Source organism: Sphingomonas sanxanigenens DSM 19645 = NX02, assembly GCF_000512205.2.
Classification (GTDB): Bacteria; Pseudomonadota; Alphaproteobacteria; order Sphingomonadales; family Sphingomonadaceae; genus Sphingomonas_D; species Sphingomonas_D sanxanigenens.
In genome coordinates this window covers 3913694-3939471 of sequence record NZ_CP006644.1, presented here as the reverse complement: position 1 = coordinate 3939471, position 25778 = coordinate 3913694, and the positions used below count along the sequence as shown (strand labels likewise).

The 25778-nt window shown below is 68.9% G+C and carries 19 protein-coding genes; 15 read left to right on the top strand and 4 right to left on the bottom strand.

The features are described 5' to 3' along the window. The first annotated feature begins 85 nt into the window (after positions 1-85). On the top strand, positions 86-607 hold the full coding sequence (locus tag NX02_RS17905; RefSeq protein WP_053000671.1) for an isochorismatase family protein: 522 nt from the start codon (positions 86-88) through the stop codon (positions 605-607). Here NX02_RS17905 and NX02_RS17900 read toward each other — a convergent pair. The 4 genes from NX02_RS17900 to NX02_RS17885 all read right to left on the bottom strand — a co-directional run bounded on the left by NX02_RS17900 (position 558) and on the right by NX02_RS17885 (position 6203). After that, complete coding sequence (locus NX02_RS17900; RefSeq protein ID WP_025293577.1) at positions 558-3008, bottom strand: DAHL domain-containing protein; 2451 nt, start codon at positions 3006-3008, stop codon at positions 558-560. The genes NX02_RS17905 and NX02_RS17900 overlap by 50 nt on opposite strands. After that, positions 3005-4054: a cytochrome-c peroxidase gene (locus tag NX02_RS17895; RefSeq protein ID WP_084717888.1), complete on the bottom strand. Its 1050-nt coding sequence runs from the start codon at positions 4052-4054 to the stop codon at positions 3005-3007. The genes NX02_RS17900 and NX02_RS17895 overlap by 4 nt, the downstream gene beginning before the upstream one ends. Then, a complete protein-coding gene (locus NX02_RS17890) occupies positions 4029-4787 on the bottom strand; it encodes a response regulator (RefSeq protein WP_025293575.1) in 759 nt (252 codons plus the stop codon). Before NX02_RS17890 ends, NX02_RS17895 begins: the two co-directional genes overlap by 26 nt. Positions 4788-4883: 96 nt before the next feature. Further along, the gene (locus NX02_RS17885; RefSeq protein WP_025293574.1) at positions 4884-6203 is read right to left on the bottom strand and encodes a glycosyltransferase; all 1320 of its coding nucleotides are present in this window, start codon (positions 6201-6203) and stop codon (positions 4884-4886) included. A 294-nt stretch (positions 6204-6497) separates the two neighbouring features. Between NX02_RS17885 and NX02_RS17880 the strand changes: the two genes are divergently transcribed. The 14 genes from NX02_RS17880 (at position 6498) to NX02_RS17815 (ending at position 25660) form a co-directional block, all read left to right on the top strand. Beyond that, positions 6498-7133: a LysE family translocator gene (locus NX02_RS17880; protein WP_025293573.1), complete on the top strand. Its 636-nt coding sequence runs from the start codon at positions 6498-6500 to the stop codon at positions 7131-7133. Between the two features lie 79 nt (positions 7134-7212). Continuing rightward, positions 7213-7743, top strand: coding sequence for a type VI secretion system baseplate subunit TssE (tssE, locus tag NX02_RS17875; protein WP_025293572.1), 531 nt, complete (start codon positions 7213-7215; stop codon positions 7741-7743). Then, a complete protein-coding gene (gene tssF, locus NX02_RS17870) occupies positions 7743-9590 on the top strand; it encodes a type VI secretion system baseplate subunit TssF (protein ID WP_025293571.1) in 1848 nt (615 codons plus the stop codon). The genes tssE and tssF overlap by 1 nt, the downstream gene beginning before the upstream one ends. After that, entirely contained in the window at positions 9554-10597 is a 1044-nt protein-coding gene (gene tssG, locus NX02_RS17865; protein ID WP_025293570.1) for a type VI secretion system baseplate subunit TssG, read from the top strand. The genes tssF and tssG overlap by 37 nt, the downstream gene beginning before the upstream one ends. Next, entirely contained in the window at positions 10594-13224 is a 2631-nt protein-coding gene (gene tssH / locus NX02_RS17860) for a type VI secretion system ATPase TssH (RefSeq protein ID WP_025293569.1), read from the top strand. The genes tssG and tssH overlap by 4 nt, the downstream gene beginning before the upstream one ends. Then, a complete protein-coding gene (locus NX02_RS30825) occupies positions 13221-15584 on the top strand; it encodes a serine/threonine-protein kinase (protein ID WP_025293568.1) in 2364 nt (787 codons plus the stop codon). The genes tssH and NX02_RS30825 overlap by 4 nt, the downstream gene beginning before the upstream one ends. A gap of 26 nt (positions 15585-15610) precedes the next feature. After that, positions 15611-16954, top strand: coding sequence for a type VI secretion system baseplate subunit TssK (gene tssK, locus NX02_RS17850; RefSeq protein ID WP_025293567.1), 1344 nt, complete (start codon positions 15611-15613; stop codon positions 16952-16954). Next, positions 16951-18288, top strand: a complete 1338-nt coding sequence (gene icmH / locus NX02_RS17845; protein ID WP_084718311.1) for a type IVB secretion system protein IcmH/DotU — start codon at positions 16951-16953, stop codon at positions 18286-18288. The genes tssK and icmH overlap by 4 nt, the downstream gene beginning before the upstream one ends. Then, entirely contained in the window at positions 18285-21737 is a 3453-nt protein-coding gene (gene tssM / locus NX02_RS17840; protein ID WP_025293565.1) for a type VI secretion system membrane subunit TssM, read from the top strand. Before icmH ends, tssM begins: the two co-directional genes overlap by 4 nt. Next, the gene (gene tagF / locus NX02_RS30820; RefSeq protein ID WP_158014063.1) at positions 21734-22291 is read left to right on the top strand and encodes a type VI secretion system-associated protein TagF; all 558 of its coding nucleotides are present in this window, start codon (positions 21734-21736) and stop codon (positions 22289-22291) included. The genes tssM and tagF overlap by 4 nt, the downstream gene beginning before the upstream one ends. Further along, entirely contained in the window at positions 22291-23055 is a 765-nt protein-coding gene (locus NX02_RS17830) for a PP2C family protein-serine/threonine phosphatase (protein WP_025293563.1), read from the top strand. Before tagF ends, NX02_RS17830 begins: the two co-directional genes overlap by 1 nt. 98 nt (positions 23056-23153) lie before the next feature. After that, positions 23154-24077, top strand: a complete 924-nt coding sequence (locus tag NX02_RS30815; RefSeq protein WP_158014062.1) for a helix-turn-helix domain-containing protein — start codon at positions 23154-23156, stop codon at positions 24075-24077. A gap of 90 nt (positions 24078-24167) precedes the next feature. After that, the gene (locus tag NX02_RS17820; protein WP_025293561.1) at positions 24168-24905 is read left to right on the top strand and encodes an SDR family oxidoreductase; all 738 of its coding nucleotides are present in this window, start codon (positions 24168-24170) and stop codon (positions 24903-24905) included. Positions 24906-24916: 11 nt separating this feature from the next. After that, on the top strand, positions 24917-25660 hold the full coding sequence (locus NX02_RS17815; protein WP_025293560.1) for an SDR family NAD(P)-dependent oxidoreductase: 744 nt from the start codon (positions 24917-24919) through the stop codon (positions 25658-25660). Positions 25661-25778 lie beyond the last annotated feature (118 nt).

Below are 25778 nucleotides of genomic sequence, written 5' to 3'. Positions count from 1 at the left end.
GGCCCTGTTTTCCCAAAGATCACCGACATGTTCCCCGACCGGCAGGTGTTCGTCCGCGTCTTCATCAACACGTGAGGATCCGGCGGTGGTGAACGTGGTGAAGGCCATAGGTCGCGAGCAGTTGACCATCGCCGGGCTGTGGACCGAGATCTGCCTCGCCGAACCGGTGATCCAGGCGCTCGGCGAGGGATGGGAGGTGACCATGATCACCCACCTGTCCGGCGCGGTTTCGACGGAATCTAATCACATCGCCATCCAGCGGATGACTGCCTTCGGCGCAAACATCGCGATCTGGCTGGCGTCGGCTGCCGAATCGCAGCGTGACGGGCCTTGGCTGGAAACCGCAGGCGGCATGACAGAAGTGCTCAAGCATCACCCCGCCTGCAGCGGCATCGCCCATCTGTCGAGGCAGCAATTGCTCAACTCCCCCCGTGCGGGGCGCCGCCGGCTGACGCTATGGCGATGCTATGGCGTGCGGCGCCATGTGGCGGTTCCCAGCGGGGCGGTCGGATCTGGGCGGAGGCTTGCGGGCGGCTCTTGCTTCCGGACGCCGGCGCTCAACCCGCCAGCGCCGCGGCGACTCCGCGGGCTTCGAGCGGCAGGTTGACGACATTGGTGGCGCCAGAGCGCGAGAGCAGATCGACATTCTGGCCGTGCGGCGCGTGGCAGGCGAGCACGCGCGGCGCGCCGGGATGGCGGCTGCGCGCCCGTTCGAACAGCCAGCTTATGCCATTGTCGTCCGCTGGCCCCATCGCCAGCACGATATCGAACCGCGACGGCGCCGCCTCCAGCGCCGCCACCGCGGCCCACCCGTCGGTGAACCCGACCGGTTCGTAGCCGAGCGCCGCCAGCAGATCCTCTGCGCTCAGCCGCTCGGTATCGGTGGGCGCGAGCAGCAGCACGACCTGGCCGGCTCCATCCGCCGGAAGGGGTGCATCGGCATCCCGCTGCTCGGCGTCCGGCAGCGCCGCCGCCGTGAGGGGAATCCAGATCGTTGCGGTGGTGCCGATGCCGGGCACGCTCGACAACGTCAGGGTGCCGCCATGTTCGCGCGCGATTTCGCGCGCGGTCGACAGGCCGAGCCCGGTTCCGGAAGGGCGGGTGGTGAAGAAGGGTTCGAAAGCCTGGCGGATCACCTCCGGCGACATGCCGATGCCTTCATCTGCCACCGCGATCGTCGCGTAGGGGCCATGTTCCAGTTCGTCGGGCGCGTCCACGCCCTCGCGCACATCGACCCGCCCGCAGCGGATGCGGATCGGCGTGCCAGGGCGGCTTGCGTCGGCTGCGTTGCTGCACAGATTGAGGAGCGTCTGCTGGAGTTGCGTGGCATCCGTTACGACAGGGACGTCGGTGATCTTGCCGCTGACTTCGATCTCGTGCGCGTTGCCGATCGCCGCCTGCGCGAGCTGGCACGTTTCGCGCACCAGCGCGTCGAGGTCGGTAGGGGTTCGGCTCCTCTGCGATCGACGGCCGTAACCGAGCAACGCCTTGACGAGATCGCGACCGCGCGCGGCGGAAAGCTCGATCTGCTCAAGATGCGGTTTCAGCGTCGAACGGGGGCGAACGACATCCAATGCCATTTCGGCATGACCGGTGATCGCACCCAGCAGATTATTGAAATTATGGGCGATACCGCTGGCGAAGGCGCCCACCGCCTCCATCCGCCCGGCATGCGCCAGCCGCGCCTCGAGGCGCCTGCGTTCGTCCGCCGCGGTCGCGCGATCCGACGCGAGCATGATCGAATCGAGCACCGCGCCCAGTATCGCGGCGTCCTTCGCATCCCAGCCGCTTTCGGCTTTGAAACCGAAACACAACAGGCTGGCGGTTTGGCGGCTGCCGCTCTGCGCGCGTTGGACGATGCACAGGCAGGATTGCAGCCCGGTGGCGGCAAATGCGCGCCACACCGGGCTGCCCGGCGAGGCACGTGCGCGGGAGATGCGCAGTACGCGATGCTTGTGGTCATGCGCTTCGGCGGGGAGATGCTCGAGCAGCACCGGCCAGAAGCGTTCCAGCACGCCTTCGGCCGCCGGCCATGCGCGGATCCTTCCTGACTGGGCGGTCCGCAGCAGCGCCTCATCCGCGCCGATCGCGGCCGCGAGTTCGCCGAGCGTCGGCACGATGCGCCGATCGAGATCGTCCACCGGCGTGCCGAGCAGCGTGCGCGACAGATTGGCGATGGCATGTTCCAGCGCCGCCTGCCGTCCGAGCGCTGCGGCATGCGCGCGCATCGCCAGCCCCCAGCGGACCAATAGATAGAGGAGTAGAAGCGAGGCGATATACAGCAGCACGCCGTACCGGCGCGCCCATGTGTCGGCGTTGGTCTGGCGGTCGAGCAGCGCCGCGCGGATCGCGTCGGGCAAACGCTGATCGCTGCGGATCAGCGCCTCGACGGTTTCGCCGGCCTCCGGCAGCAGCGCGTTGAGCAGCCTGCCATGCGCGAGCAGGCGGTCGACGTCTGGCGGGCAACGAAATGTGCGGCACTGGCGTGCCAGCGCGTCCAGCGAACCGGCGACTTCCGCCTTCGCCGCGGCCGAACTGACCAACGTAAGGTTGAGCATCGCGCTGGACAGCCGGTCGATCGACGGTCGCAGCGGCGTCGCGGCAGTCTGAAGGGTCAAGTCGCGACTGTAGGTTCGCAGATAGGCCAGCGAATTGTGGAGCAACGCATCGATCGAGTTGAAGCGGTTGGCGAGCGCCTCCTGCCGTCGCACCCGTTCGATCAGCGCCTTGCCAAGATGGCCCGCGCCGGTTCCCGAGAGCCGACGATCCACCGTCTGCGCAGCGCGGTCCATGCCGGCGATGTCAGCGGCGATCGGATCGTAATTGTTGAGCAGGCCAGCGCGGGCGCTCAGCACGTCACGGCGCAGCGCATCCTCGTGCGACAGCATCGCATCGAGCGCGCCGCGCGCCTCCACTGCCGCGGGATCGGAGGTGCTGGAGCCCATGAACATCAGCCAGCTCAACAATGCCACAAGCAGTGCGACGGCGATGCGATCGAACAGCTTCATTGCCGCGTCCGTCTGAGCGGCCGCCCCTGATATGTGCCGGTCAGCGATCGAAGGAAGGCGGCGATGTCGCCGGCGTCCTGCGCGCCGAGATCGACATCGAGTTGCGATGCCGCCATGCGCGTGACCGCGATCTCGAGCGTTGGTGCGCTGCCATCGTGGAAGTAGGGCGGGGTTACCTCGACATTGCGCAGGCTGGGCACGCGCAACACGCGCGGGTTGGGCGAGGCAAGGGGCCGGAAGATGCCGTGACGCTGGAGCAGATTGCCGCCGACGTTGCGACCCTGGTGGCAGGAAATGCAGCCAAGCTGCTTGAACTGGGCATAGCCACGCCGCTCCTGCGCGCTGAGCGCCGATTGATCACCGGTAAGCCAGCGGTCGAAACGGCTTCCGGGGGTGACCAGCGAACGTTCATAGGCCGCGATCGCATCGACCACCGCAGCCTGATCGAGATCGCGGCCATAGACAGCGCGCGCGCGCTCCATCAGTTCGGCGTCATTGCGGAGCCGGGCAATCATCCGCTCCAGCGGCACGCCATGCGCGATGGCAGGCGTCTTCAACGTGGCGAGCGCCTGGTCTTCCAGCGTTCTGTCTCTGCCTTGCCAGCCGAGCCGGAAGCTCAGGCCGGTGTTGAACACCGTCGGATTGTCCAGACTCATGCTGCCGCGCCCGGGCAGGGATCCGTTGGCGGCGACGTCATGGCAGGCAGCGCAGGGCAGCTTGCCCGAACCCGACAGCCGCCCATCGTTGAACAGGTCGCGGCCGAGCGCGACCCGCTTGGGATCGCCGACGGGAGGCGTCAGGATGGGCTGGATCGGTTCGTCGCTCCATCGCGGCATCGCGGCAAGCGGCTCTGGCATGAACCTGTCGGGCTGAGACAGCAGCGGCGCGAGCGACAGCAACGCGCAGCCGACCAGCAACAGGGGAAGGCCGAAGCGGATGTCACGCGGGGTCTCGCCCGGACGTGCCGGGCGGCGCCGGAAGGCGAGCAGGCCCGCCAGGCGGCGGGCCCGGCGAGCGGGCTCAGAAGAATTGTTCGACCACGGCATCGAAGATATAGCCCACCCCCCGTTCGGTACGGATCAACGCCGGATTGGCGGGATCGCGCTCCAGCTTGCGCCGGAGCCGCAGCACCTGCACATCGATGCTGCGATCGTAGATGTCCTCATGCGTACGCGTCGCCTGCAACAGATGCTCGCGCGACAGCACGCGATTGGGCGCATCGAGAAAGGCTACCAGCAGCGCATATTCGCCCTTGGTGAGCGGAACGTCCTGACCCGCAGCATCCGTCAGCGAGCGCGTCTTGCGGTGCACCGTCCAGCCGTTGAAGCGATAGCCGCCCCTTTGCACCGGAAGCCGCTGAGATTGCCGGCCCACTTCCTGGCGGCGCAACGTGGCGCGGGCGCGTGCCAGCAGTTCGTGCAGGCTGAACGGCTTGGTCAGATAATCGTCCGCGCCCAGCTCCAGGCCGATGATGCGATCGATCTCGTCCTGCCGCTGGCCGGTGATGATGATGACGGGGATGTCGGATCGCTCGCGGATGCGGCGCAGAACGTCGAACCCGTCCTTGTCGCCGAGCTGGACGTCGAGAATCACCAGGTTGAAACCGCCGCCATCGATCTGCTGAACGACATGGTCGGGATCGCCCAACCCCACGGCCGACGCATTGTGGCGGCTGAGGAAGGTTGCGATCATCTCACGCATCGCTGGATCGTCGTCGATCACCAGAACGCGTCCGAACTGCAAGGTGCCGGGTTCTGGCGCGGTTGGTACGCTCGCCATGACTTTGTTCTCGCTGCTGAATTCGAATGGAAAGATAGGCAGAGGATTGGCCCTTGCCGACCCCGAAGCGCCAAGATTGAAAAATTATAGCACGCTTCACTCGGCGGCGATGGGTTCCTGTCGGTCGGAACCGTGCCGCGCTGCCACCGCCTGGTGCAACTGCCCGGCGATGATCCGGCCGGCGTCATGACGCGCGAAGGCATCACGCAGCCTCGATGCGGCGGCGCGATGCTTGGGCGCGTCCAGCAATGCGCTGATTGCGGACCGAAGCATCGTCTCGTCGGGACGTTCGGTTCGCAGGTCGATGCCCGCACCCGAGCGGTCGACGCGCGCCGCCACCTCCGGCTTGTCTTCCGTGGCGCCCGCGACGACCAGCGGAACGCCCGCGGCGAGCGCCTGGATGACCGTGCCGAAGCCGCCATTGGTCACCATCGCATCGACGCGCGGCAGCAGCCAGTCGAGCGGCAGATAGGCCGCAAGACGGGCATTGGCGGGGATGCTGTCGGCCAGATCGCCCGGATCGCGGCCGCCGGCGGTTCCGATCACCAGCAGATCGTCCCGGTCTGCAAGCGCGCGCATCGTCGGCAGCACGAGCTTGTCGAGATCGCCATTGGCCACCGTCCCCTGCGTGACGAACACGACGCGGCGCCCGGTGTCGAGATCCAGCGCCCAGTCCGGCAAGGGCGCCGGCGCGGGCGTCGCCGGCCAGAGCCCGGCAAAGCTCACATGCGGCGGCAGGTCCGTCTGGGGATATTCGAACTCGGGGACGCCGCCTTGCCAGAAAATGTCGGCATGGCTGGTGGTTACGCCCAGCGCAGTGCCGACCGGCTCGACGCCGACGTCGCGCAGCGCCGCCTCATACATGTCCTGGATGGGACGCATCGCGGCCTCGGCACCGGCGCGCATCTCGGCCGCCTGGGCCGGCCGCTCGTCCGCGTCGAGGAATGGCAGGCCGGGACCGTGCGGCAGCCCGTCCGCACGGGGCAGCCCCAGGAAGGTGACGCCGCAGATGGCGATGACCGGGCGGTTGGCGCGCGGCTGGAGCATCAGCGGCACGATCCCGAAGAAGAAGGCGTCGGCGATGATCGCGTCGGGCTCGATCTCGGCGATCAGCGCCTGAAGGCCCCGATACTGCGCGGCGAGGTTGCCGAAGAAGATGTGCTTGAAGTCGAAATTCAAGATATCCATGCCGGTTAGGCCGGCGCGGCCGGGAAAGCTGCTGTCGAGATCCAGCGCGTCGAATTCGGCGGACGCGGGGAGGGGATGCAATCGTGCGCCGACGCTCTCGACGCGCGCGCGGAATAGCTGACCGGTGAAGACATGAACCTCATGTCCACGATCGATCAGCGTTCGGGCGACGCCGAGTACGGGGTTGAGATGCCCTGTGGCGGGTGTGGCCGCGATGATGATCTTCATTTACGCATACTCATCTTGAAGGGACGCACGCCATCGCTCGGGTCATCGAGAACGGTGCCGCGATTCTGCCGGCGGGGTTAAGTCGGCGCCGCTACATTTCTGTGCCATCGACCATGGTGACGATTACGAACGTCATGAACCGCATGCGCTGCGAAGGTTACAGATGAAACATGCAGCCGCGACGACTGAAGCTGTACCGCAACGCGAGATCGTCAGATGCCCGGTCGCAACATGCAGCAGCCGCGGCGCATTTTCGGCGACCGGACTTCGGGTGCTGGCTGGATGAGACCCAAAATGAATTCGGATACGCTCCTCGCCTTCCTGGGAACGGCGACGATCCTTACCATGGCGCCTGGACTCGACACCGCGATGGTGCTGCGCACCGCCGCGGTCGAGGGGGCCAGGCATGGTGCCGCCGCGGCACTGGGCATCGGCATCGGCTGCCTGTGCTGGGGCAGCGCGGCGGCATTCGGCGTCGGCACGCTGTTCGCAGCGTTCCCGATACTGTTCGTCACGCTCAAATGGGTAGGGGCCGCCTATCTCGGCTGGCTCGGCGTGAACCTGCTGCTGGCGCCGCGCCGCGCCTTCTCCATGGCGGGTGCCGCCGCGCCGCAAGCGCCGACGCTGGCCCAAGCCGCAGGCCGCGGTTTCACGACCAACATCCTGAACCCCAAGGTTGGCCTGTTCTACCTGACATTATTGCCGCAATTCGTGCCGGAGGGCGCGGGCGCGGGCGATTCCGCCTTCACCCTCGCGCTTGCCCATGTCGGGCTCGCCACGAGTTGGTTCGTCCTCCTTGCGGTGGCGACCGGCCTGATCCGCCCGGCCTTGCAACGCCCGCAGGTGATGGCGGGTCTCGATCGCGTTACCGGCATGGTCCTCATCCTGCTCGGCTTCCATCTCAGTCTCGCGAGCGGCGCGCTCGCCTGACGGCGTCGGTTGCGACAATCGTAACACAGCGCGGGCCCGGCGAAATCGTCGTGCAGCCCGCCGCGCCGACATTCACGACATGGCCAGCCGCTTCAATCCGACCCTGTTCGACAAGCTTGCCGCCGGCATCGTGCTTGACGGCGGCAGCGAAGCGGAGGCTGCCGGCGCCGCGCTCGATCGTTCCAACCTGCGCGTCTACAGCGCGCCGCGACTGGAGCGGTTCAACGAGGCAGCGCTGCGCGCCACCGTGTTGCGGGAATTGCACTGGCTGCTCAACACGACCAACTTCGCCGCGGCGCAGAGCCTGGACGACTGCACCGCCGTGGCGAGTTCAGTGCTCAATTATGGCCTGGGGGATCTTTCCGGCAAGCTGCTTCATCGCCAGGCGATCGACGATCGCGCGCACGAGATGCGGCGCGCGGTGCAGCTCTTCGAGCCGCGGATCGCCACCGACAGCGTCACGGTTCAGCCAGCGCAGGAAGATGCCCGGCCCAATGTGGTGTCCTTCGTCATCCGGGGCGACATCAGTGCCGCGGTTGCGGCAATGGATGTCGAGGTCCGCACCGATGTCGAGATCGACACCGGTGCCGTCGCCTTGTCGGGGGCGTGATGGATCCCCGGCTGCTCCGCGCCTATAATGACGAACTGCTCTATCTGCGGGAGTCCGCGCGCGCGTTCGGCATCGAGCATGCGGCGGTTGCCGGTCGCCTGGGCCTCGACGCGCCGGGCGAACCCGACCCCCATGTCGAACGGCTGCTCGAAGGCGTGGCGTTTCTTGGCGCGCGCGTCAGGCTGAAGCTGGACGACCAGTTCCCGCAATTCACCCAATATCTGCTTTCGGCGCTGCAGCCGCATTATGTCGCGCCGACGCCGTCGATGTGCGTGGTGGCTTTCGAGCCGCGCGAGGGCGAAGCCGCGCTTGGCGAGGGCGTCGCGATCGAGCGCGGTACGCTGCTCGAGGCGGTGGCGGGGGATGAGGGGGCGACGCGCGTCGCCTTCCGCACCGCGCACCCCGTCACCCTTTGGCCGTTCCGGATCGTCGAGGCGGAATATCTGCCGACGCCGGCAAGCCTTTCGGGCCTGTATCCGGCTATTCCCGCCGATGCGCGCGCCGGGCTGCGGCTGCGCATCGAGGCGCAGGCAGGTGCCAGCCTGCGCGACCTCGCCCCCGGGTCGCTCCCGATCCACCTAGACGGCGCCGAAATCGTGCCGGGTGAGCTGTATCGTCAGCTGATCGGCGATTGCGTTGCCGTCTCGGCCGGTCCGCCTGACGGGGTGACGCCGGCGGCGTTGCCGCTGCCCGTGCAGATCGGTTTCGACGACGATGATGCGCTGCTCCCCGCGAGCCTGCCATCGTTCCGCGGCTATCGGCTGCTGTCCGAATATTTCGCGATGCCGCAGCGCTTCCACTTCGTCGGTCTCCAAGGGCTGGCGAGGGCCTTTGCAGGCTGCACCGATCGCTGCGACGTGGTGCTGTTTTTCCGCCGCGCCGTGCCGGCACTGGCAGGCGCGGTTCATGCCGGCAATTTCCGGCTGTTCGCGACGCCGGCGATCAACCTTTTCGAAAAGCAGCTCGATCGCGTCGCCGTCAGCGGCTTCGACCATGAATGGCAGCTCATCGCCGACCGCGCCCGCCCGCTGGATTATGAGCTGTTCCGCATCCTCACGGTCACCGCGCATGGCGAGGATGGGGCCGATGGCCGTCCCGTTGCGCCGCTGCACGATCGCGCCGGTCTGTTGCACGACTGGGATCATGCGCTGTCATACACCGTGCGGTTGCGCCATCGCCGGCTGTCGACGCGAGAGCAGCGCGCGCGCCGCCGCACGGACTATCTCGGCACGGAAAGCTGGATCGGGCTGACGGCACCCGGCGATCCGCAGGCGCTGGACGGCGTGCGCGAGCTGGCGGTGCGGGCGCTGGTGACCAACCGGGAACTGCCGCTGCGGTTGCGGCTCGGCGGCGCCACCGATTTTCATGTCCATGGCGTGCCCGTGCGCGCGGTGCGCGCGATCGTGCAGCCGACCCGACCGCGGCCGCCTCTGGCGATCGGCGATGCCGCCTGGCGCGTCATCGCGCATCTGACGCCCAATTACAGCGCGCTGATCGGCGCGGATGGCGACGCTGCTGCGCTGCGCGAGCATCTGGCGCTCTATGCGCGGCCCGAGGAAGCGGCGCATCGGCGTCAGATCGATGGCGTCCTCGCCATCCATGCGCGGCCGGTCATGCGCCGCGCCCCCGGCGCCGCCAAGGGGTTCGTCAACGGGGAGGGGGTGCTCATCCGGCTGGACGATGCGAGTTTCGATGAGGCGCGCATGTTTCTGTTCGGCGCGGTCGTCGAGCGTTTCCTTGCAGAATTCGCCGCGGTCAACAGCTTTACCGAGACCGCATTCGAGAGCGTTCATGAAGGGAGGTTCGTGCAATGGCCAGCGCGCCTGAGCCGTCGCCGCCCCATCTGAGCTTTCTCGCGCGGGCGGCAGATGCGGCGGCGCGTTACGCGCCCTTCGCGCTGCTGCGCGGTACCGAGGCACGCGCGCCGGGGCAGCCGCGCATCGGTGAGGCGCGGCTGCCGGCGCAGGATCTGGTCACCTTGCGGCAACCGCCCGCGCTCGCCTTCCCCGCGGCGTCGGTGCAGGCGATCAGCGTGGCGCAGGGGCGGGGCCGGGTCGATGGCCACTGGCTCGGGCTCACCGGACCGATGGGGCCGATGCCGCTCCACCTCACCGAATTCGCATCCTATGAGCAGCGTTACGCCGCCAGCCGGCCGTTCGGCGATTTCCTCGATCTGCTCGCCGGCCGGATGCTGCAATTCTTCTACCGCGCCTGGGCGGCGGCGGTGCCGCATGTCAGCGCCGATCGCCCCGCGGACGACCGGCTGACCGTGATGCTTGGCGACCTGACGGGTGCCGTGGTCGGCGTGCCGGCGGATGCGGCGCTGCCGGCAGCGGCGCGGCTGCGCTACGCTGCGCTCTATGTCGGCCGCCGCAGCGCGGTGGCGCTGGAGGATGCGCTTGCCCACCTGCTGCGCGCGCCGGTCCGCCTGACCGAATATGTGCCGCGCTGGCGGTCCATCGAAGCCGCCGATCGCACGCGTCTGGGGCAGGGTTTCGCGATGCTCGGGCAGGATGCGGTCGCTGGCGGGCGCGTCGCGATGGCGGATGCTGCGTTTCGCGTCACCATCACGCTGGCCGGCCTGCGCGACTATGAGGCGCTGCTGCCTGGAGGCCGGCGCTTCGCCGCGGTCGGCGAGGCGCTGGCGGCGTTCGCGCCTCCGCACCTCGAATGGGAGATCGAGCTCGCCCTGCCGGAGGCGCTGGCGCCGCCCGCACGGCTGGGCGGCCGCGGCGCGCTCGGCTGGACCAGCTGGCTGGCGCCGGACCAGCGCGCGTCACGCATCCGCACCGATACCAGATTACGCGGCCGCGCCCGATCAGGTGCATCGGCCATGCAGGAGATACAGCAATGACGGGCATCAGCCGGTCCGCCCTGTTCGGGCGGCTCAACCCCACCGCGCTCAAGTCGATCGAAAGCGCGACTGCGTTCTGCCGCATGCGTGGCAACCCCTATGTCGAACTCGTCCACTGGCTGCAGTTGCTGCTGCAGGACCAGCAGAACGATGTGGCGCTGATCCGCGCGCATTTCGGTGTTGCGGAGACCGTTCTGGCGGCAGATCTCGTCCGTGCGATGGACATGCTGCCGCGCGGTGCGACCGCGATCAGCGATTTCTCGCCACAGATCGAGGAAGCGATCGAAAAGGGCTGGCTGATCGCGTCGCTGCGGTTCGGCGAAGGGCGTGTCCGCACCGGCCAACTGCTGCTGGCAATGCTGACCACGCCGACCTTGCGCAACGCGCTGTTCGCCATCTCCTCGGCGTTCCGCGCGATCGTTGCCGAGCGGCTGGAGCAGCAGTTCGACGCCATCGTCAAGGGATCGAGCGAGCAGCACGCGCCGGCCGCGGCGATCGGCGACGGCCCACCACAGCCCCTGGCGGTGGGCGAGGCGCTGGAGCGTTTCTCGATCGATCTGACCGCCAAGGCGCGGCGCGGCGAGATCGATGCGGTGATCGGCCGCGATGCCGAGATCCGGCAGATGATCGATATCCTGCTGCGCCGCCGCCAGAACAACCCGATCCTCACCGGCGAGGCCGGCGTGGGCAAGACCGCGGTCGTCGAGGGGCTGGCCCGGCGCATCGCCGATGGCGACGTACCGCCGCCGCTGGTGGACGTCGCGCTGCGCGCGCTCGACATCGGGCTGCTTTCCGCCGGGGCCGGCGTGAAGGGCGAGTTCGAGAAAAGGCTGCGCCAGGTGATCGACGAGGTGGAGGCGGCTGCGCAGCCGATCATCCTGTTCGTCGACGAGGCGCATACGCTGATCGGCGCGGGCGGGCAGGCGGGCACCGGCGATGCCGCGAACCTGCTGAAGCCGGCGCTCGCGCGCGGCCGGCTGCGCACGATCGCGGCGACCACCTGGGCGGAATATCGCCAATATTTCGAGAAGGATCCCGCGCTCACCCGCCGGTTCCAGCCGGTTCATGTCGGAGAGCCCGATACCGACACCGCAATCGCCATGCTCCGGTCCGTCCGGCCGGTGATGGAAGCCCATCATGGCGTGCTGATCCTGGGCGAAGCGCTCGAGGCCGCGGTTCGCCTGTCGCAGCGCTATATCCATGCGCGGCAGCTTCCGGACAAGGCGGTGAGCCTGCTTGATACCGCGGCGGCGCGCGTCGCCGTCTCTCATCATGGCACGCCGGCGCCGGTCGAGAATCGCCGCCGCCGCATCGAACTGCTCGATGTCGAACTCGAAGCGGCGCGGCGCGAGGCGGCCGGGCGCTATTCGGACGGCGCGACGATTGTCGATCTGGAGGCGGAACGCGAGGGCGAAGCGGCGGCGCTGGCCGCGATCGAGGCGCGCTGGGCCGAGGAGAAGCGGCTGATCTCCGCAGTCCGCACGGCGCGGACGGCGGACGCCGGAAGCGACGACGGCGCGGCGTTCGACGCCGCCATCGCCGCGCTGCGCACGCTTCAGGGGGATGCCCCGCTGGTGTTCGGGGAAGTCGATGCCGCGGCCATCGCCGCGGTGGTGCAGGACTGGACCGGCATTCCGATGGGCAGGATGGTGAAGGACGATATCGGCGCGACGCTCGCGCTCGCGGATCGGCTCCGCCAGCGCGTGGTCGGACAGGATGGCGCGCTGGAGATGATCGCGCGGCGCATCCAGACAAGCCGCGCCGGGCTGGACGATCCCGAGAAGCCGGTGGGCGTGTTCATGCTGTGCGGCCCCTCGGGCGTCGGCAAGACCGAGACCGCGCATGCGCTCGCCGAGCTGCTCCACTCGGACGAGAACAGCCTGATCGTCATCAACATGAGCGAGTTCCAGGAGGCGCATACCGTCTCGACATTGAAGGGCGCGCCGGCCGGCTACGTCGGTTACGGCCAGGGCGGGGTGCTGACCGAGGCGGTCAGGCGGCGGCCCTATTCGGTCGTGCTGCTCGACGAGGTCGAGAAGGCGCATCCCGACGTCCACGAGATGTTCTTCCAGGTGTTCGACAAGGGCTATATGGAGGACTCGGAAGGCCGGCATATCGACTTCCGCAACACGCTGATCCTGCTCACCTCCAACGTCGGCACCGATGTGATCGCGACGCTGACCGGCAATGGCGAGGTGGCGCGCGAGCCCGAGGAACTGGCCGGCGCCATCCGCCCGGCGCTGCTTCAGACGTTCCCGCCGGCGCTGCTCGGCCGGCTGATCGTGCTGCCCTATCGACCATTGTCGGGCGAGATGCTCGACCGGATCGTGCGGCTGAAGCTGGAACGCATTCGCCGGCGGGTCGCCGACACGCATGGCGTCGCGCTGGACTATGACGACAGCGTGATCGATTTCGTCGCTGCGCGTTGCACCGAGCCGGCATCGGGCGGGCGGATCATCGATGCGATCCTGACCAACCAGCTGCTGCCCGATATCGCGCGGCTGTTCCTGACGCATCAGGCAGAGGGTGATGCGATCGCCGCGTTGCGCGTCGGCGTCGACGAGGATCGCTTCGCCTATCGCATCGGCCGGCCCGCCTCTGCGCCGCTGCTGGACGCCGCGGAATGACCGGCGAGGATGATGAGGCGCCGGCGACGGAACTGCGGTTCAGCCCCGGTTCGCTGCCGCAGGTCTCGGATCCGGGCGGTTCCTATCCCGGCGCGACGGCGGCGGCGGGCGATAGCGAGGCGCGACCGATTACCGCCGGCGTCGTGCTCAACGGCATTTACCGTGTCGAGCGGCCGGTCGCGCGGGGCGGGATGGGGCAGGTGTTCGCCGGCGTGAACGTGGAAACCGACGAGCGCGTCGCGATCAAGGTCGTCCACCGCCATCTTGCGAGCGATCCACGCGTCCAGACGATGTTCCGCAAGGAAGCGCGGATCCTGACCCAATTGTCGCATCCCGCGATCGTGCAGTATCGCGTCCTGGCGCGCGACCCCGCCTATGATGCGACCTATATCGTCACAGATTTCATCGATGGCCGACCACTCTCGTCGCTGCTCGTTCGCAAGCCGGCAACGCTCGCGGACGTCGTCGCGCTGGGGCGGCGGATGGCGCAAGCGCTGGCGGTGGCCAATGATTCCGGCGCGATCCATCGGGATATCTCGCCCGACAATATCCTGATCCCGGAGGCCGGGATCGGTGCCGCCAAGATCATCGATTTCGGCATCGCCAAGAGCCTCGCGATCGGCAGCGAGACCGTGATCGGCGACGGGTTCGCAGGCAAGATCGGCTATGTCGCGCCCGAGCAGTTCGGGAACTTCGGCAGGGATATCGGGCCCTGGACCGACGTCTACAGCATGGCGCTGGTGCTGCTTGCCTATGCGCGCGGCGAGGCGGCGGACATGGGCAGCTCATTGGCCGAGGCGATCGACCGCCGGCGCAACGTGCCCAACCTTGCCGGCATTCCCGATCCGCTCCGCCCGATGCTGAGCTGCATGCTGGCGCCCGATCCGAAGCGGCGGACGCGATCGATGCACGATGTGCTGAAGGCGCTTGATGCGATCGACGTGACCGGGCTGGCGCCGGCGCCGACGCGCACCGACTGGCGCCGCCGACTGGGATTGGGCGCGCGACCGGCGACCATGCCGCCACCGGCGCCTGCTGCCCCCGAAAAGACCCAGTTCGCACCCGCACCGGCGCCCGCGACACCCCCGCCGGCCCCCCCCGTGCCGCCCCGGCCGCCCATCACCGGCCGAAAGCCGGCGCGGCGCTGGCATCGCCGCGCTCCGCTGCTGGCTGCTCCCCTGGCACTGGGGCTGCTCGCGTGGGGTGCCACCCGCGGCGACAGGGGCGTGCCCGAGCCGGAGGCGAGCCCGGAGGTGACCGCCCCCGTTCAGGCGGCGGGGATCAGCCATGTCGCTCTCGCCTATCCGGACGTTGCCTGTTCCTGGCTGAGCTGGTCGGATGAAGACGGCGCGGCGCCCGTGCTGAACGGCGTGGCGGCAGACCCGGCGGCCGCGGCATCGGCGGCCTTTGCGAAGGCCGGATCCGGCGCGCTGCCGGGCCTGCCCGACGGCAGCAGGATCATGCCGCTCGACCCGCGCCAATGCGCGGCCGTGGACGGGTTGCGCCGCTTCCGTGCGATCGAGAGCGACGGCCCGTCCCCGCTGCAGCCGGAGCAGCCGAGTTTCGAGCGCAGCAACGAGGCGCCGGGCTGCCCACCGGGATCGCAGGCGCGCCCGGTGATCACGCTGGCACAGCCCGATCCGACGCGCGATTTCGCGCTGCTGGCGATCCAGCCGACCGGGCAGGCGCGTGTGATCAGCCGCAACCGCGCCGACCTCGAGGCGCAAGCGCGCACGCATCCGGACCGCGTCGGTCGCCTGCCCGACGGGCGCGTGCGCGTGACCTTGTGCGAGCCGATGCTCGGGGCCAACGGCGTGGCGCTGATCGAGGCCAATGGCGCGCCCGATCTGGGGGCGACCCGCAGCGGCGGGATGCTGCCCGGACAGGCATGGCTGCAGGCGCTCGATCGCGCGGCGACCGCGCAGCAATGGTCGACGCGCGTCGCCTGGTTCACCGTGGCCGATACGATCGCCGATCCGGCGCGACCCGCGGCGCCGGCGCGTGTGGCAAAGGTGCCGGCCGTACGGCAGGCCGCGACAGCCATGCCGGCACAGGCCGCCGCATCCGAACCGCCCGTGAAGGCGAAGGCGGAGGCCGAGGAAGGCGAGGTCTGCTGGCGGCATGACGGCAAATGGCGTCATCTCGGCCGCGCGACGCTGTCGGCCTGCATCACCCGCGTCTTCGCCGAATGTTCGGTGCAGGCGGGGCAATCGGGCGACGTGGCGCTGCGCCGCTACGATGGCCGGATCGAGGGCAAGGGTGGCCGCTATCGGCGCTGGAAGCGGCTCGCATCGGATAGCTGCGGCAAGGACGCGCAGCGCGACGACGGCAAGCGCAAAGACCGCGGCCGATACCATTGAGACCGCGAGATGGACGGATTGATCCCATGACACAGAATGGCCGCGTGGCCTGGCGCGAGGGCATGTTCCTGCGCCCGCAGCATTTCCAGCAGCAGGATCGGCATATCGAGGCAGCGGTCGTCGCGCGGGTGCGGTCGCTGAGGCCTTATGCCTGGGGTCTGCTCGAACTGAAGCTCGATGCCGATCTGGCCGCGCTCGGCCAGTTCGCGGTCGAGCGGGCTTCGGGCGTACTGCCGGACGGCACGCCTTTCGCCTTCCCGCAGGACCTGCCGCCTCCGACGCCCATCGAGGTGGGCGGCGATACGCGCGACACGCTGATCAACCTCACCTTGCCGGCGATGCAGGACGGCGCCGTGCTGTTCCGCACGTCGGACGATCAACAGGTCCAGGGCGCGCGCTTCCGCGTCGACGACGCGGAGGTCGCTGACGGTTTTTCCGAAGAGCGCGGGCGTGAGCCGATCGAGATCGCGCAGCCCAACCTGCGCTTCGGCGCCACGCGCGACCAGACCCAGGGGCGCATCCTGCTCGGCCTTGCGCGCGTCCGCGAAGTGCGCAACGGCATGATCGCCTTCGACGATCGCTACATCCCGCCCTGCCTCGACGTGCGCGCGAGCCCGCGGCTTACCGGTTTCCTCGCCGACATCATCGGTCGCGCCGAGCAGCGCGTCGAGGAACTGGCGGTCCGCGCGGTGGAGGCGGTCGATGCCGGATCGGAAAGCCTCGCGAGCTTCCTGATGCTGCAGGCGCTCAACCGCTGGGTGGCGCAGCTCCGCCATCTCGCCGCGCTGCCCAACGTCCATCCGGAGCGGCTCTACGAAGCGTTCGCCGGCATGGCTGGCGAATTGGCGACGCTGACCCGCGCGGACCGACGCGCGGCGGCTCTGCCGCCCTATGACCATGAAGCGCTGCAGCCTGTATTCGAGGCGGTGGTCGAGGCGCTGCAGGCGGCGCTATCCGCGGTCTACGACCGCTCGGCGCTGCAACTGCCGCTGCAACAGGCGGGACCTGGTGCCTACGCCGCGCGCATCGCCGACCACAAGCAGTTCATGGGCGGGCGCGCCTATCTTGCGGTTAGCGCACGGGTTCCGGCCGAAGAGATCCGTAACCGCTTTCCCGCCGTCGCCAAGATCGGCGCGGTCCAGAAGATGCGCCAGATCGTCGATTCGGCGCTGGCCGGCGTCCCGCTGAGCCCGATGCCGACCCCGCCGCCTCAGCTCCGCGCACTGCCCGGCTATGTCTATTTCGAGCTCGATCGGTCCGCTGCCGACTGGTCTGACTTCGCTACTGCGCCGGCGCTCGGCCTGCACGTCGCCGGCGACTGGCCCGAACTCCGCATGGAGCTGTGGTGGGTGAAGGCGGCGGCGCGATGAGCGATGGGCCGAACGAGATGGGCGGGCGGACGATGCTGCGTCCAGCGGGCGTGCCGGGGAGCGCCCCCGTCCCGCCGCTGCGGCCGGCCCCTGCCGCCACCCGCCCGCGCACCCTTGCCGACGACGACGATGTGCCGCAACCGCCGCCGCCCGCTGCAGTGAGGAACGCGCTGGTCACCGCCGCGACGCCGTTGCTCGCGCTGATGGCAGGCATGCGCGCCGGCCGTGTGCGGCTGCCGCTACCTGAATTGCATCGCATCGCCATCGGGCTGGGCGACGCCTTCGATGCCGCGCTCACCGCGCTTCCGCTCGATGCCGAGACGCGGCGGCGCGCCCGCTATGGCGTGCTCGCGACCGCGGACGACATCGCGCAGAACCTGCCGGGCCGAGCGGGCGAGGGGGCCGAATGGGCGCGGCGCAGCCTGATCGTCCGGGCGTTCGGCGAGAATATCGGCGGTGACCGCTTCTGGCTGCTGCTCGACGAGATGCTCCACCGGCCTGCCGACAGCGCCGCACTGATCGAGCTCTATCATGCCTGCCTCGCGGCCGGCTTCGAGGGCCGCTACCGCGTGGCGCCTGACGGCCGCCGCCAGCTCCATGACCTGATGACGCGGGCCTATGCGGCGCTGCCGCACGTCCGCGCGCTGTCGCAGACCGAGCTTTCCCCGCGCTGGCGCGGGACGCCGACGCCGATGCGGCGGATCGGCGCTTGGCCGCCGCTGCTGCTCGGCAGTGCGGGCGCCCTGCTGCTTCTCGTCCTCGCTGTGCTGCTGCTGCGGCTGATCCTCGCGCAGACCGGCCAGCCCGCACTCGATGCGCTGACGGCCATCAATCCCGATCAGCCGCTGCGCCTGTCGCGGGGCGCGGCGCCGGTCGCGCCCGCGGACAATGCCGCCGGGGACCGGTTGCGGCGCTTCCTGGCGCCTGAAATCGCGGCGCGGCTCGTGACCGTGGAGCAGGATGCGACGAGCGTGCGCGTCCGCACGACGGTCGGCGGGCTGTTCGCTTCCGGATCGGATGCGCTGGAAGCGCGTGCCCGCCCGTTGTTCGAACGCATCGGCACCGCGATCGAGGCGGAGCCCGGTCGCGTGCGGGTGGAAGGCCATGCCGATTCCGACGCGGTCGCGACCCTGACCTTCCCGGACAATGTCGTGCTCTCCAAGGCCCGCGCCGAGGCGGCGGGGGCGCTGATCCGGTCGCGGCTGAGCGCGCCGGACCGGGTGACCGTCGAGGGGTTCGGCGCGAGCCGCCCGATCACCACCAACGATAGCCCGGCAGGCAAGGCCCTCAACCGGCGGGTCGAGGTCGTCCTCGTCCAGGAAGCGACACGATGATGAAGATGCTGCGAAGCTGGTGGACGCTTTCGGCGCTGGCGGCGATCACCGCTGCGCTGGTCCTGGCGGTGCTGCTGCCTTTCCTGTTTCTCTCACTGCGGCCGATCTGGATACGGCTGCTGCTCGTGGTGCTGGTCGCGGCGCTTTGGGGAGCGGCGGCCTGGTGGCGGCTGCGGCGGGCGGCGCGCGCTGCCGATGCGATCGCTGCCGAACTGGGCGATCCCGCCGGTGAAGAAGGCGATGCGGTGGCCGGGAGGATGCGCGACGCGCTCGTGCAGCTCCGCACGGCGGCGGGCGGGCGGCGCGACTATCTCTACAGCCGTCCCTGGTATGTGATTGTCGGCCCGCCGGGTGCGGGCAAGACCACCGCGATCGCCCAGTCCGGCCTGCGCTTCCCGCTGACCGATCGGGCGCTGGGCGGGGTCGGCGGCACGCGCAACCTCGATTTCTGGTTCGCCGACGAGGCGGTGCTGATCGACACCGCCGGACGCTACACGACGCAGGATTCGGACGAGGCGGTCGATGCAGCGGGCTGGCGCAGCTTCCTGGCGCAACTGGCGCGGCTTCGCCCCGCGCAGCCGGTCAACGGCGTGCTCGTGGCGATCGGCGTTGATGAACTCGCCGGCGGCACGCTGACATCGATCGATGCGCATGCGCGCGCGGTATGTCGACGGCTCGAGGACATCCGCAACGCAACCCAGGCGCGCGTGCCGATCTATCTGATGCTGACGAAGGTCGACCTGCTTGCGGGCTTCGAGGCCTTCTTCGACGATCTGAACGCCGATGGCCGGCGCGCAGTGCTGGGCGCCACCCTGCCGCTGGCGGCGGGGGATGCGCCGGTTGGCGCCACGGCCTTGCTCGAACAGTTCGACCTGCTTGCAGCGGAGATCGGCGCGCGCACCGCGAAGCGGTTGCAGGAGGAGCCCGATCCGGCGCGGCGCGGGCTGATCCTCGGCTTCCCCGCCCAGGTGGACGCGCTGCGCGCGCGCCTGCATCGCTTCGTCGAGGGCGCGCTCGCGCCGTCCGCCGATCCGCGCCAGGTCGGGATCGTTCGCGGGTTCTATCTTACCAGCGGCATCCAGCACGGCACGCCGCTCGATCGGATGCTGGGATCGATCGCCGCCAGCTATGCGGCCGCGGCTCCGGTTCAACCTGACGCGTCCCGCGCCGGCCGCGCCTATTTCATCAATCGCCTGTTCACCGAAGTGATCCTGAGCGAGCCGGGCCTGCTGCGCCCCGACGCCGCCTTTATCGCCCGGCGCCGCGGAACGCTGATCGCCGGTGCTGCGGCGCTGGCAATCCTGACGCTGGCGGGTCTCGGGCTGCTCGGCACCAGCTACGCGCGCAATCACGCGCTGCAGACCGACCTGCTCGGCGGCGCGCAGGCCGCGACGCAGGACGCCCGGGCAGCGGGCATCGACCTCGTCGAGGTAGGCGGCAGCGATCCGGATCTCGAACAGGCACTGACCGTGCTGCGCGCTCTGCGCGGCCTGCCGCAAGGCTTTGCCGACCAGCGCGCGGGCGGACCGCCGCTGATGATGCGCTGGGGGCTGTTCCAGGCGGGGCATGCCGCTGCCGCCGAGCAGGCCTATCTTGAAACGACGCAGCGGATCCTGCTGCCGCGGTTGTTGCTCCAGCTCGAACGGCGACTGCAACAGGATGCCGGCCAGCCGCTTCAGCTTTATGAGCCGCTGAAGGTCTATCTGATGCTGGGCGGGCAGGGGCCGCGCGATGCCCGCGCGATCCGGGCCTATCTGCTCGACGACTGGGAGCGGTCGACGCTCGCCGGTGGCGACCGCGCGGATGTGCGCCGCCAGCTTGCCGAGCATCTCGACGCGATGCTGGCGGATCCGCGCCTGGGGCAGGTTTGGCGTGAGGGCCGTGCGCCGCTGGATGGTGCGCTGATCGCGCGCAGCCGTGCGGCGCTGCAGACCTTGTCGCTCAGCGACCGCGCCTATGCGATATTGCGACAGCGTGCCGGCGCGGCTGCCAGGCCGGACTGGACGGCCTCGACCGTGCTCAGCGCCGGCGATGCGCTCGCCTTCGCCAATGGCGAGGCGGTGGTCGCGCTGGAGGTGCCCTGGCTGTTCACGCGGGAGGGCTATCGGCTGGGCTATCAGCGCGGCCTGCAGACCGTTCAGCAGGATATGCGCCGCGACCTGTGGGTGTTCGGCCGCGATGCAGATAGCCAGGCGACGCGACAGGGGCTCGCGGGGCTGCGCGACGGCGTCGCCGCGCTCTACGCGCGGGACTATGTCGCAGCGTGGGATAAAGTTGCGACATTGCCGCAACCCGGAAATTACTTCGGCGATCCGGCGGCGCTGGGCGCGTTCAGCAAGACGCCTTCGGCCCTCAAGTTGCTGTTGCTGGAGATCCGCAAGAATGCCGATCTGGCGATCCCCGCGAAGGGCGTGAAGCTGCCGGTCGGCGGTCGCGTGGCGGTGGCGGCGCGGCTGGCACGGCAGGCATCCGGCGGTGGGTTCGATGCGGGCCAGACGATCCAGGCCCATTTCCGGCCGATCGCCGAGTTCGTCGGCGATGGCCGCAGCCCCGCGCCCATCGACGGCTTCGTCGATGCGGTGCGCCGCGCGGCCTCCGCACGATCAGCGGCCGACGCGGTGGGTGCGGCGGGCGGGGGTGCGGTGCAGGGGCAACTCGCGGGTGCGGTCGGCGATGTCGTCACCAGCGGGGCGGTGGCACCGCCCCAGCTCCAGCCCTTCGTGTCGGAGGCGAGCCGGGCCGGTCGTGGGGCCGCGGCAAAATCGGCGCAGGGCGCGATCGCCGAGGACTATGCAGCGACCCTGCTGCCGGCCTGTCGCGCGGTTGTCGACGATCGCTATCCCTTTTTCGGCGTCGCCGCCAATGACGCCCCGGGGGCGGAGATGATCCGCGTCTTCGGCGCCAGCGGCCAGCTCGATTCCTTCGTGACCGGCCGGCTCGCGCCCTTGCTCGACACGGCCGGCCCGGTGTGGCGATGGCGCGCCGACGATCCGGTGGCGGGACGATTCGATCCCGCCAGCGCGGAGCGATTCCAGCAGGCCGGCAGCATCCGCGATCTCCTGAGCGGCGGTTTCACGATCAATGTCTCCGACGTCGTCCTGGGCGGCGGCGTGGATGCCGCCGTCTTCACCTCGGGCGGCGTGAAGCATCGCTTCGAACGCGGATCGAGCGGTGCACGGCCCGTGATCTGGACGATCGATGGATTGCCCACGGCCAGCGTGGTGCTGTTCTCGGGCAAGAAGGAAGTGTTCCGGCGCGATGCCGAGGGCGCCTGGGCGCTTTTCCGGCTGATGGACGGCGCACAGAAGGAGAATGCGGGCGAAACCGCGATCCGCGCGACCTTCGGCCAGGGCAACGCCTTCGCGACCTTCCGCATACAGTTGCCGGGTCGGGCCAATCCGTTCGGCCGGGGCGGGTTGTGGTCGCTGCGCTGCCCGGTGCGGCTGTGACGGCGGCGCCATATCTCGTCGGCAAGCTGCCGGCGCATGGCGATTTCGTCCGCCGCGCGGTCCCGCGTGTCGCCGCGGCGTGGGATGCATGGTGCAGCGCCGGCCTCGACGAGGCGCGCGTCCGAATGGGAGCGGCCTTCGCCGCCCGCCATGGCGCGGCATCGCCCTGGCGCTTCTGCTTCGATCCCGGCCTGATCGACCGGCAGTGGCATGTGGGCGCCATCCTCCCGAGCCATGATCGCGTCGATCGCGCCTTCCTGCTGGTTGCCGGCGCGCGGGCGATGGCCCCGCCGGCGCCTGATGCGGTGGAAGCGTTCGCCGGCGCTGTGGAAGCGTGCTGCCGGCAGGCGATCGACGAACTTTGGAACGCCGATCGATTGAAAGCGGCGCTCGATGCGATCGAGGCGTCGCCATGGCGGTCACCCGCCGTCGAACCGCCGCCGCCGCGGCTGTGGACGGCGCATGGCGAAGGCATGTCGGCGCGATCGCTGACACCGACCTCGCCCGGATGGCGCCTGATTACCGAAATGCTGGATGTTGAGGAGACAAAGTGATGGCCGCAGCGCTGCGGTTCGAGCATGCGGTGCTGACTCATGTCGGATGCGTTCGTTCCGTCAATGAGGATGCGTTCGTCGAGCGCGTGCATGACGGACTCTGGGCGGTCGCCGATGGCATGGGTGGTCATCGCGGCGGCAAATGGGCATCGGCGACGATCGCCGAGGGACTGCGGTCGATCGAACTGCCCGAAGGCCATGGTGCCGGGGACGAGGCGCTGGTCCGCGCGGTCGATGCGGCCAATACGCGGATCGTCATGGCCGGGCGTAACGCCGGCCGGCTCAGCGGATCGACGCTGGCCGCCTTGCTGGTCAGCGATGGACGCTTCAGCGTCCGCTGGGTGGGAGACAGCCGGGTCTATCTGCTGCGCGCTGACCGGCTCAATCAACTAACCACGGATCATTCACAGGTTCAGCAATTCGTCGATCAGGGGCTGCTGAGCGAGGAAGATGCGCGCAGTCACCCGCTGGGGCATGTCCTGACCCGCGCGGTCGGCGTGCACGATCGCGTCGTGCTCGACCGGCGCAGCGATGCGGTACATGCGGATGACGTTTTCCTGCTTTGTAGCGACGGGCTGACGCGCGTGGTGAGCGAGGCTGAAATCGCGGCGATGCTGTCACGCCGCCGGCCCGAGGATGCCGCCGAGCGCCTTCTGGAACTTGCGCTTCAGCGCGGTGCACCCGACAATGTCACGCTCATCGTCGTTGCATGCGAACCGACGACGCTGACGCAGATGGTGCCATTGAACGCTTCTGCGGAATGATTGCGGAAGGCGGCGGCTGCGAACTTTCCAAATCTCGGAAGATCGGCCTATGCCCCCTCCTCGGGATTCGCATGAATTCCGTCCTTCGAAGGAGCGCGATGTTTAGTCCATTGAGCCTCGATTGCGCGTCCGTGAAGCCAAACCTACTGATCGGCAGCAGTCGGGACCTTCCCTGGCGGGGGCTGCTGCTCGATCATCATCGGGGTCAGGGCAAAGCCGACGTTTTCGAGACGCACGCCACAGGGGATGTCACTCTGGTCGTCGCCACGCGCGGGCGCAGCATGATCCAGGTCTTCAAACAGGGCCGCTGGCATACTGCCTTGTACGAGGCCGGAAATGCCGGTCTCACCAGGCCGGGCGAAACGACGCGCATGTCGTGGCAGGCGCTCGACGCGGACGACCGGTTCGAGACGGCCCACCTGTACCTGTCCAGCGCCATCATCGGTGAGGTCGCAGAGGAATATCGGCGGATCGGAACCCGCTACTCGGACCAGCCGCTGTCCGCACTTGTGTTGCGGGATCCGACGATTGCGGCGCTCGCGGGCGAGGTCCTCGGTGCCATGCAAGATGAAATGCCCGGCATCTATGAAGAACAGGCGACCCGCTTCCTCGCGGCGCATCTGCTGGCCAGGCACGCCGGTTGGTGGGAGCCCGAAAGCGATCGCCGCGCTCCCGAAGCCTTCGGCGATCGCCAACTGGCGAGGGTGCTTGACTATATGTCCAGTCACTTCGGCAAGGAGTTGACGCTTACCGCGCTCGCAAGCGAGGCCTGCATCAGCGTGCACCACTTCGTGCGCCGGTTCCGCGAGCGCATGGGGATGACGCCATTCGCCTACCTGACCGAAATTCGCATAGAAGCAGCGTGCAGGATGCTGAGGACCGGCGACATGACCGTCGCCGAAATCGGCCGGCTGTGCGGCTATACGAGCGCCGGATCCTTCTCGAGCGCCTTCCATCGGCGGGTGGGCACCACGCCCCGGACCTATCGGGCGGAGGCCAGAATTCGGTCAAATCGCCAATAACTTCGGTGAAGTTGCGCATCAGGCGCTTGGGCGGAACAGAGGTGCGCAGCGTGCGTCCCCCGTGCGATTTCAACGCACAGGGAATTGCACATGGCAATATCGACCCGATCGGTCATCGTAACGGGATCATCCCAAGGCATCGGGGCAGCGGTCGTCGAGCGACTCGCGCGCGATGGCTGGGCGGTCACGATCAATTTCTCCGGCAATGAAAAGCCGGCGATCGAACTGGCGCAGCGGATCCAAGCCTCGGGCGGCAGCGCGATCGCGGTCAAGGCCGATGTCAGAGATCCTGCCCAGGTCGTTCAGCTGTTCGACGCGACCGAGCAGGCCTTCGGCGGCGTCGACGCGATCGTCAACAATGCCGGCATCATGCACCTGGCCAGGATCGTCGAGACGGACGATGCAACCTTCGACCGGCATGTCGCGATCAACCTGAAGGGCGTCTTCAACTGCCTGCGCGAAGGCGGCAAGCGTATCCGCGACGGCGGCCGGATCGTGAGCTTCTCGACCAGCGTGATCGGTCTCTCGCCGCCCACCTATGGCGTCTATGGCGCCACGAAGGCCGGCGTGGAAGCGATGAGCCGCGTCCTCGTCAAGGAACTCGCGCCGCGTGGGATCACCGTCAATCTCGTCGCACCGGGTCCGGTGGCGACCAAGCTGTTCCTCGACGGCAAGAGCGATGCGGAGATCGAAGGCACGACCAGGCTGATCCCGTTGGGCCGGCTGGGCGAACCCGGCGACATCGTCGGAGCCGTCGCTTTCCTGCTCGGCCCCGACGGTGCGTGGGTCAATGGCCAGGTGCTCCGCGTCAATGGCGGCATGATCTGAGGAGGACGCAGATGGAAGGGAACGGCAGGATCGTCCTGATCACCGGCGGTACCAAGGGCATCGGGCGCGCCGCTGCGGAGCACCTGGCCGGTCTCGGATACCGGCTGGCGCTCAGCTACTCCGGCGATGAGGACGCGGCAGAGGCGATCCGGGGACGGCTGGCGGCGCTGGGCGCCGAGGCGGTCGTCATCAAGGCCAACAGTCGCACGCGCGCCGACGTGCAGCGATTGTTCACGGACGCAAGGTCGCAGCTGGGCGAACTTTATGCGGTCATTGCGAACGCCGGTATCGAGAATGTCGAGGCGCCGTTCGCGGACATGAGCGAAGAGGATCTCGACCGTGTCGTCGACATCAACGTGAAGGGCACCTTCTTCACGCTGCAGCAGGCCGCGCGGCATGTGGTGGACGGCGGCCGGGTGATCGCCACCGGATCCACGATTGCGCGCTATCCGCCGCCAAACGCCGGCGCCTACGCCGCGACCAAGGCAGCGGTACGCACCATGGTGGAGGTGTTGGCGCTGGAACTGGGGCCCCGCGGCGTCACCGCGAACTCGCTCTCTCCCGGTGCCGTGGAAGGATCGGGCATTTTCACCCGGATGGACGACGAGGCGCGGCAAACCTTCTTCGCCGCTTCGCCGATGGGACGATTGCCGCAGGCGGAAGATCTGGTCGGTTCGGTCGCCTTCCTCCTGTCCGACGCCGCCCGCCTCGTGACCGGTCACCACCTCGAAGTGACCGCCGGCTTCAGAGTCTGACGACAGACCAGCCTGCACGGCGACGGACGGGCGTTGATCGCATGTCTACAAAAGCCGGAGTCGGAGCTGCGCAGGGCGTCTATCCCGGCAAGGGGGCGACCGGCGGCTCCATCATCGG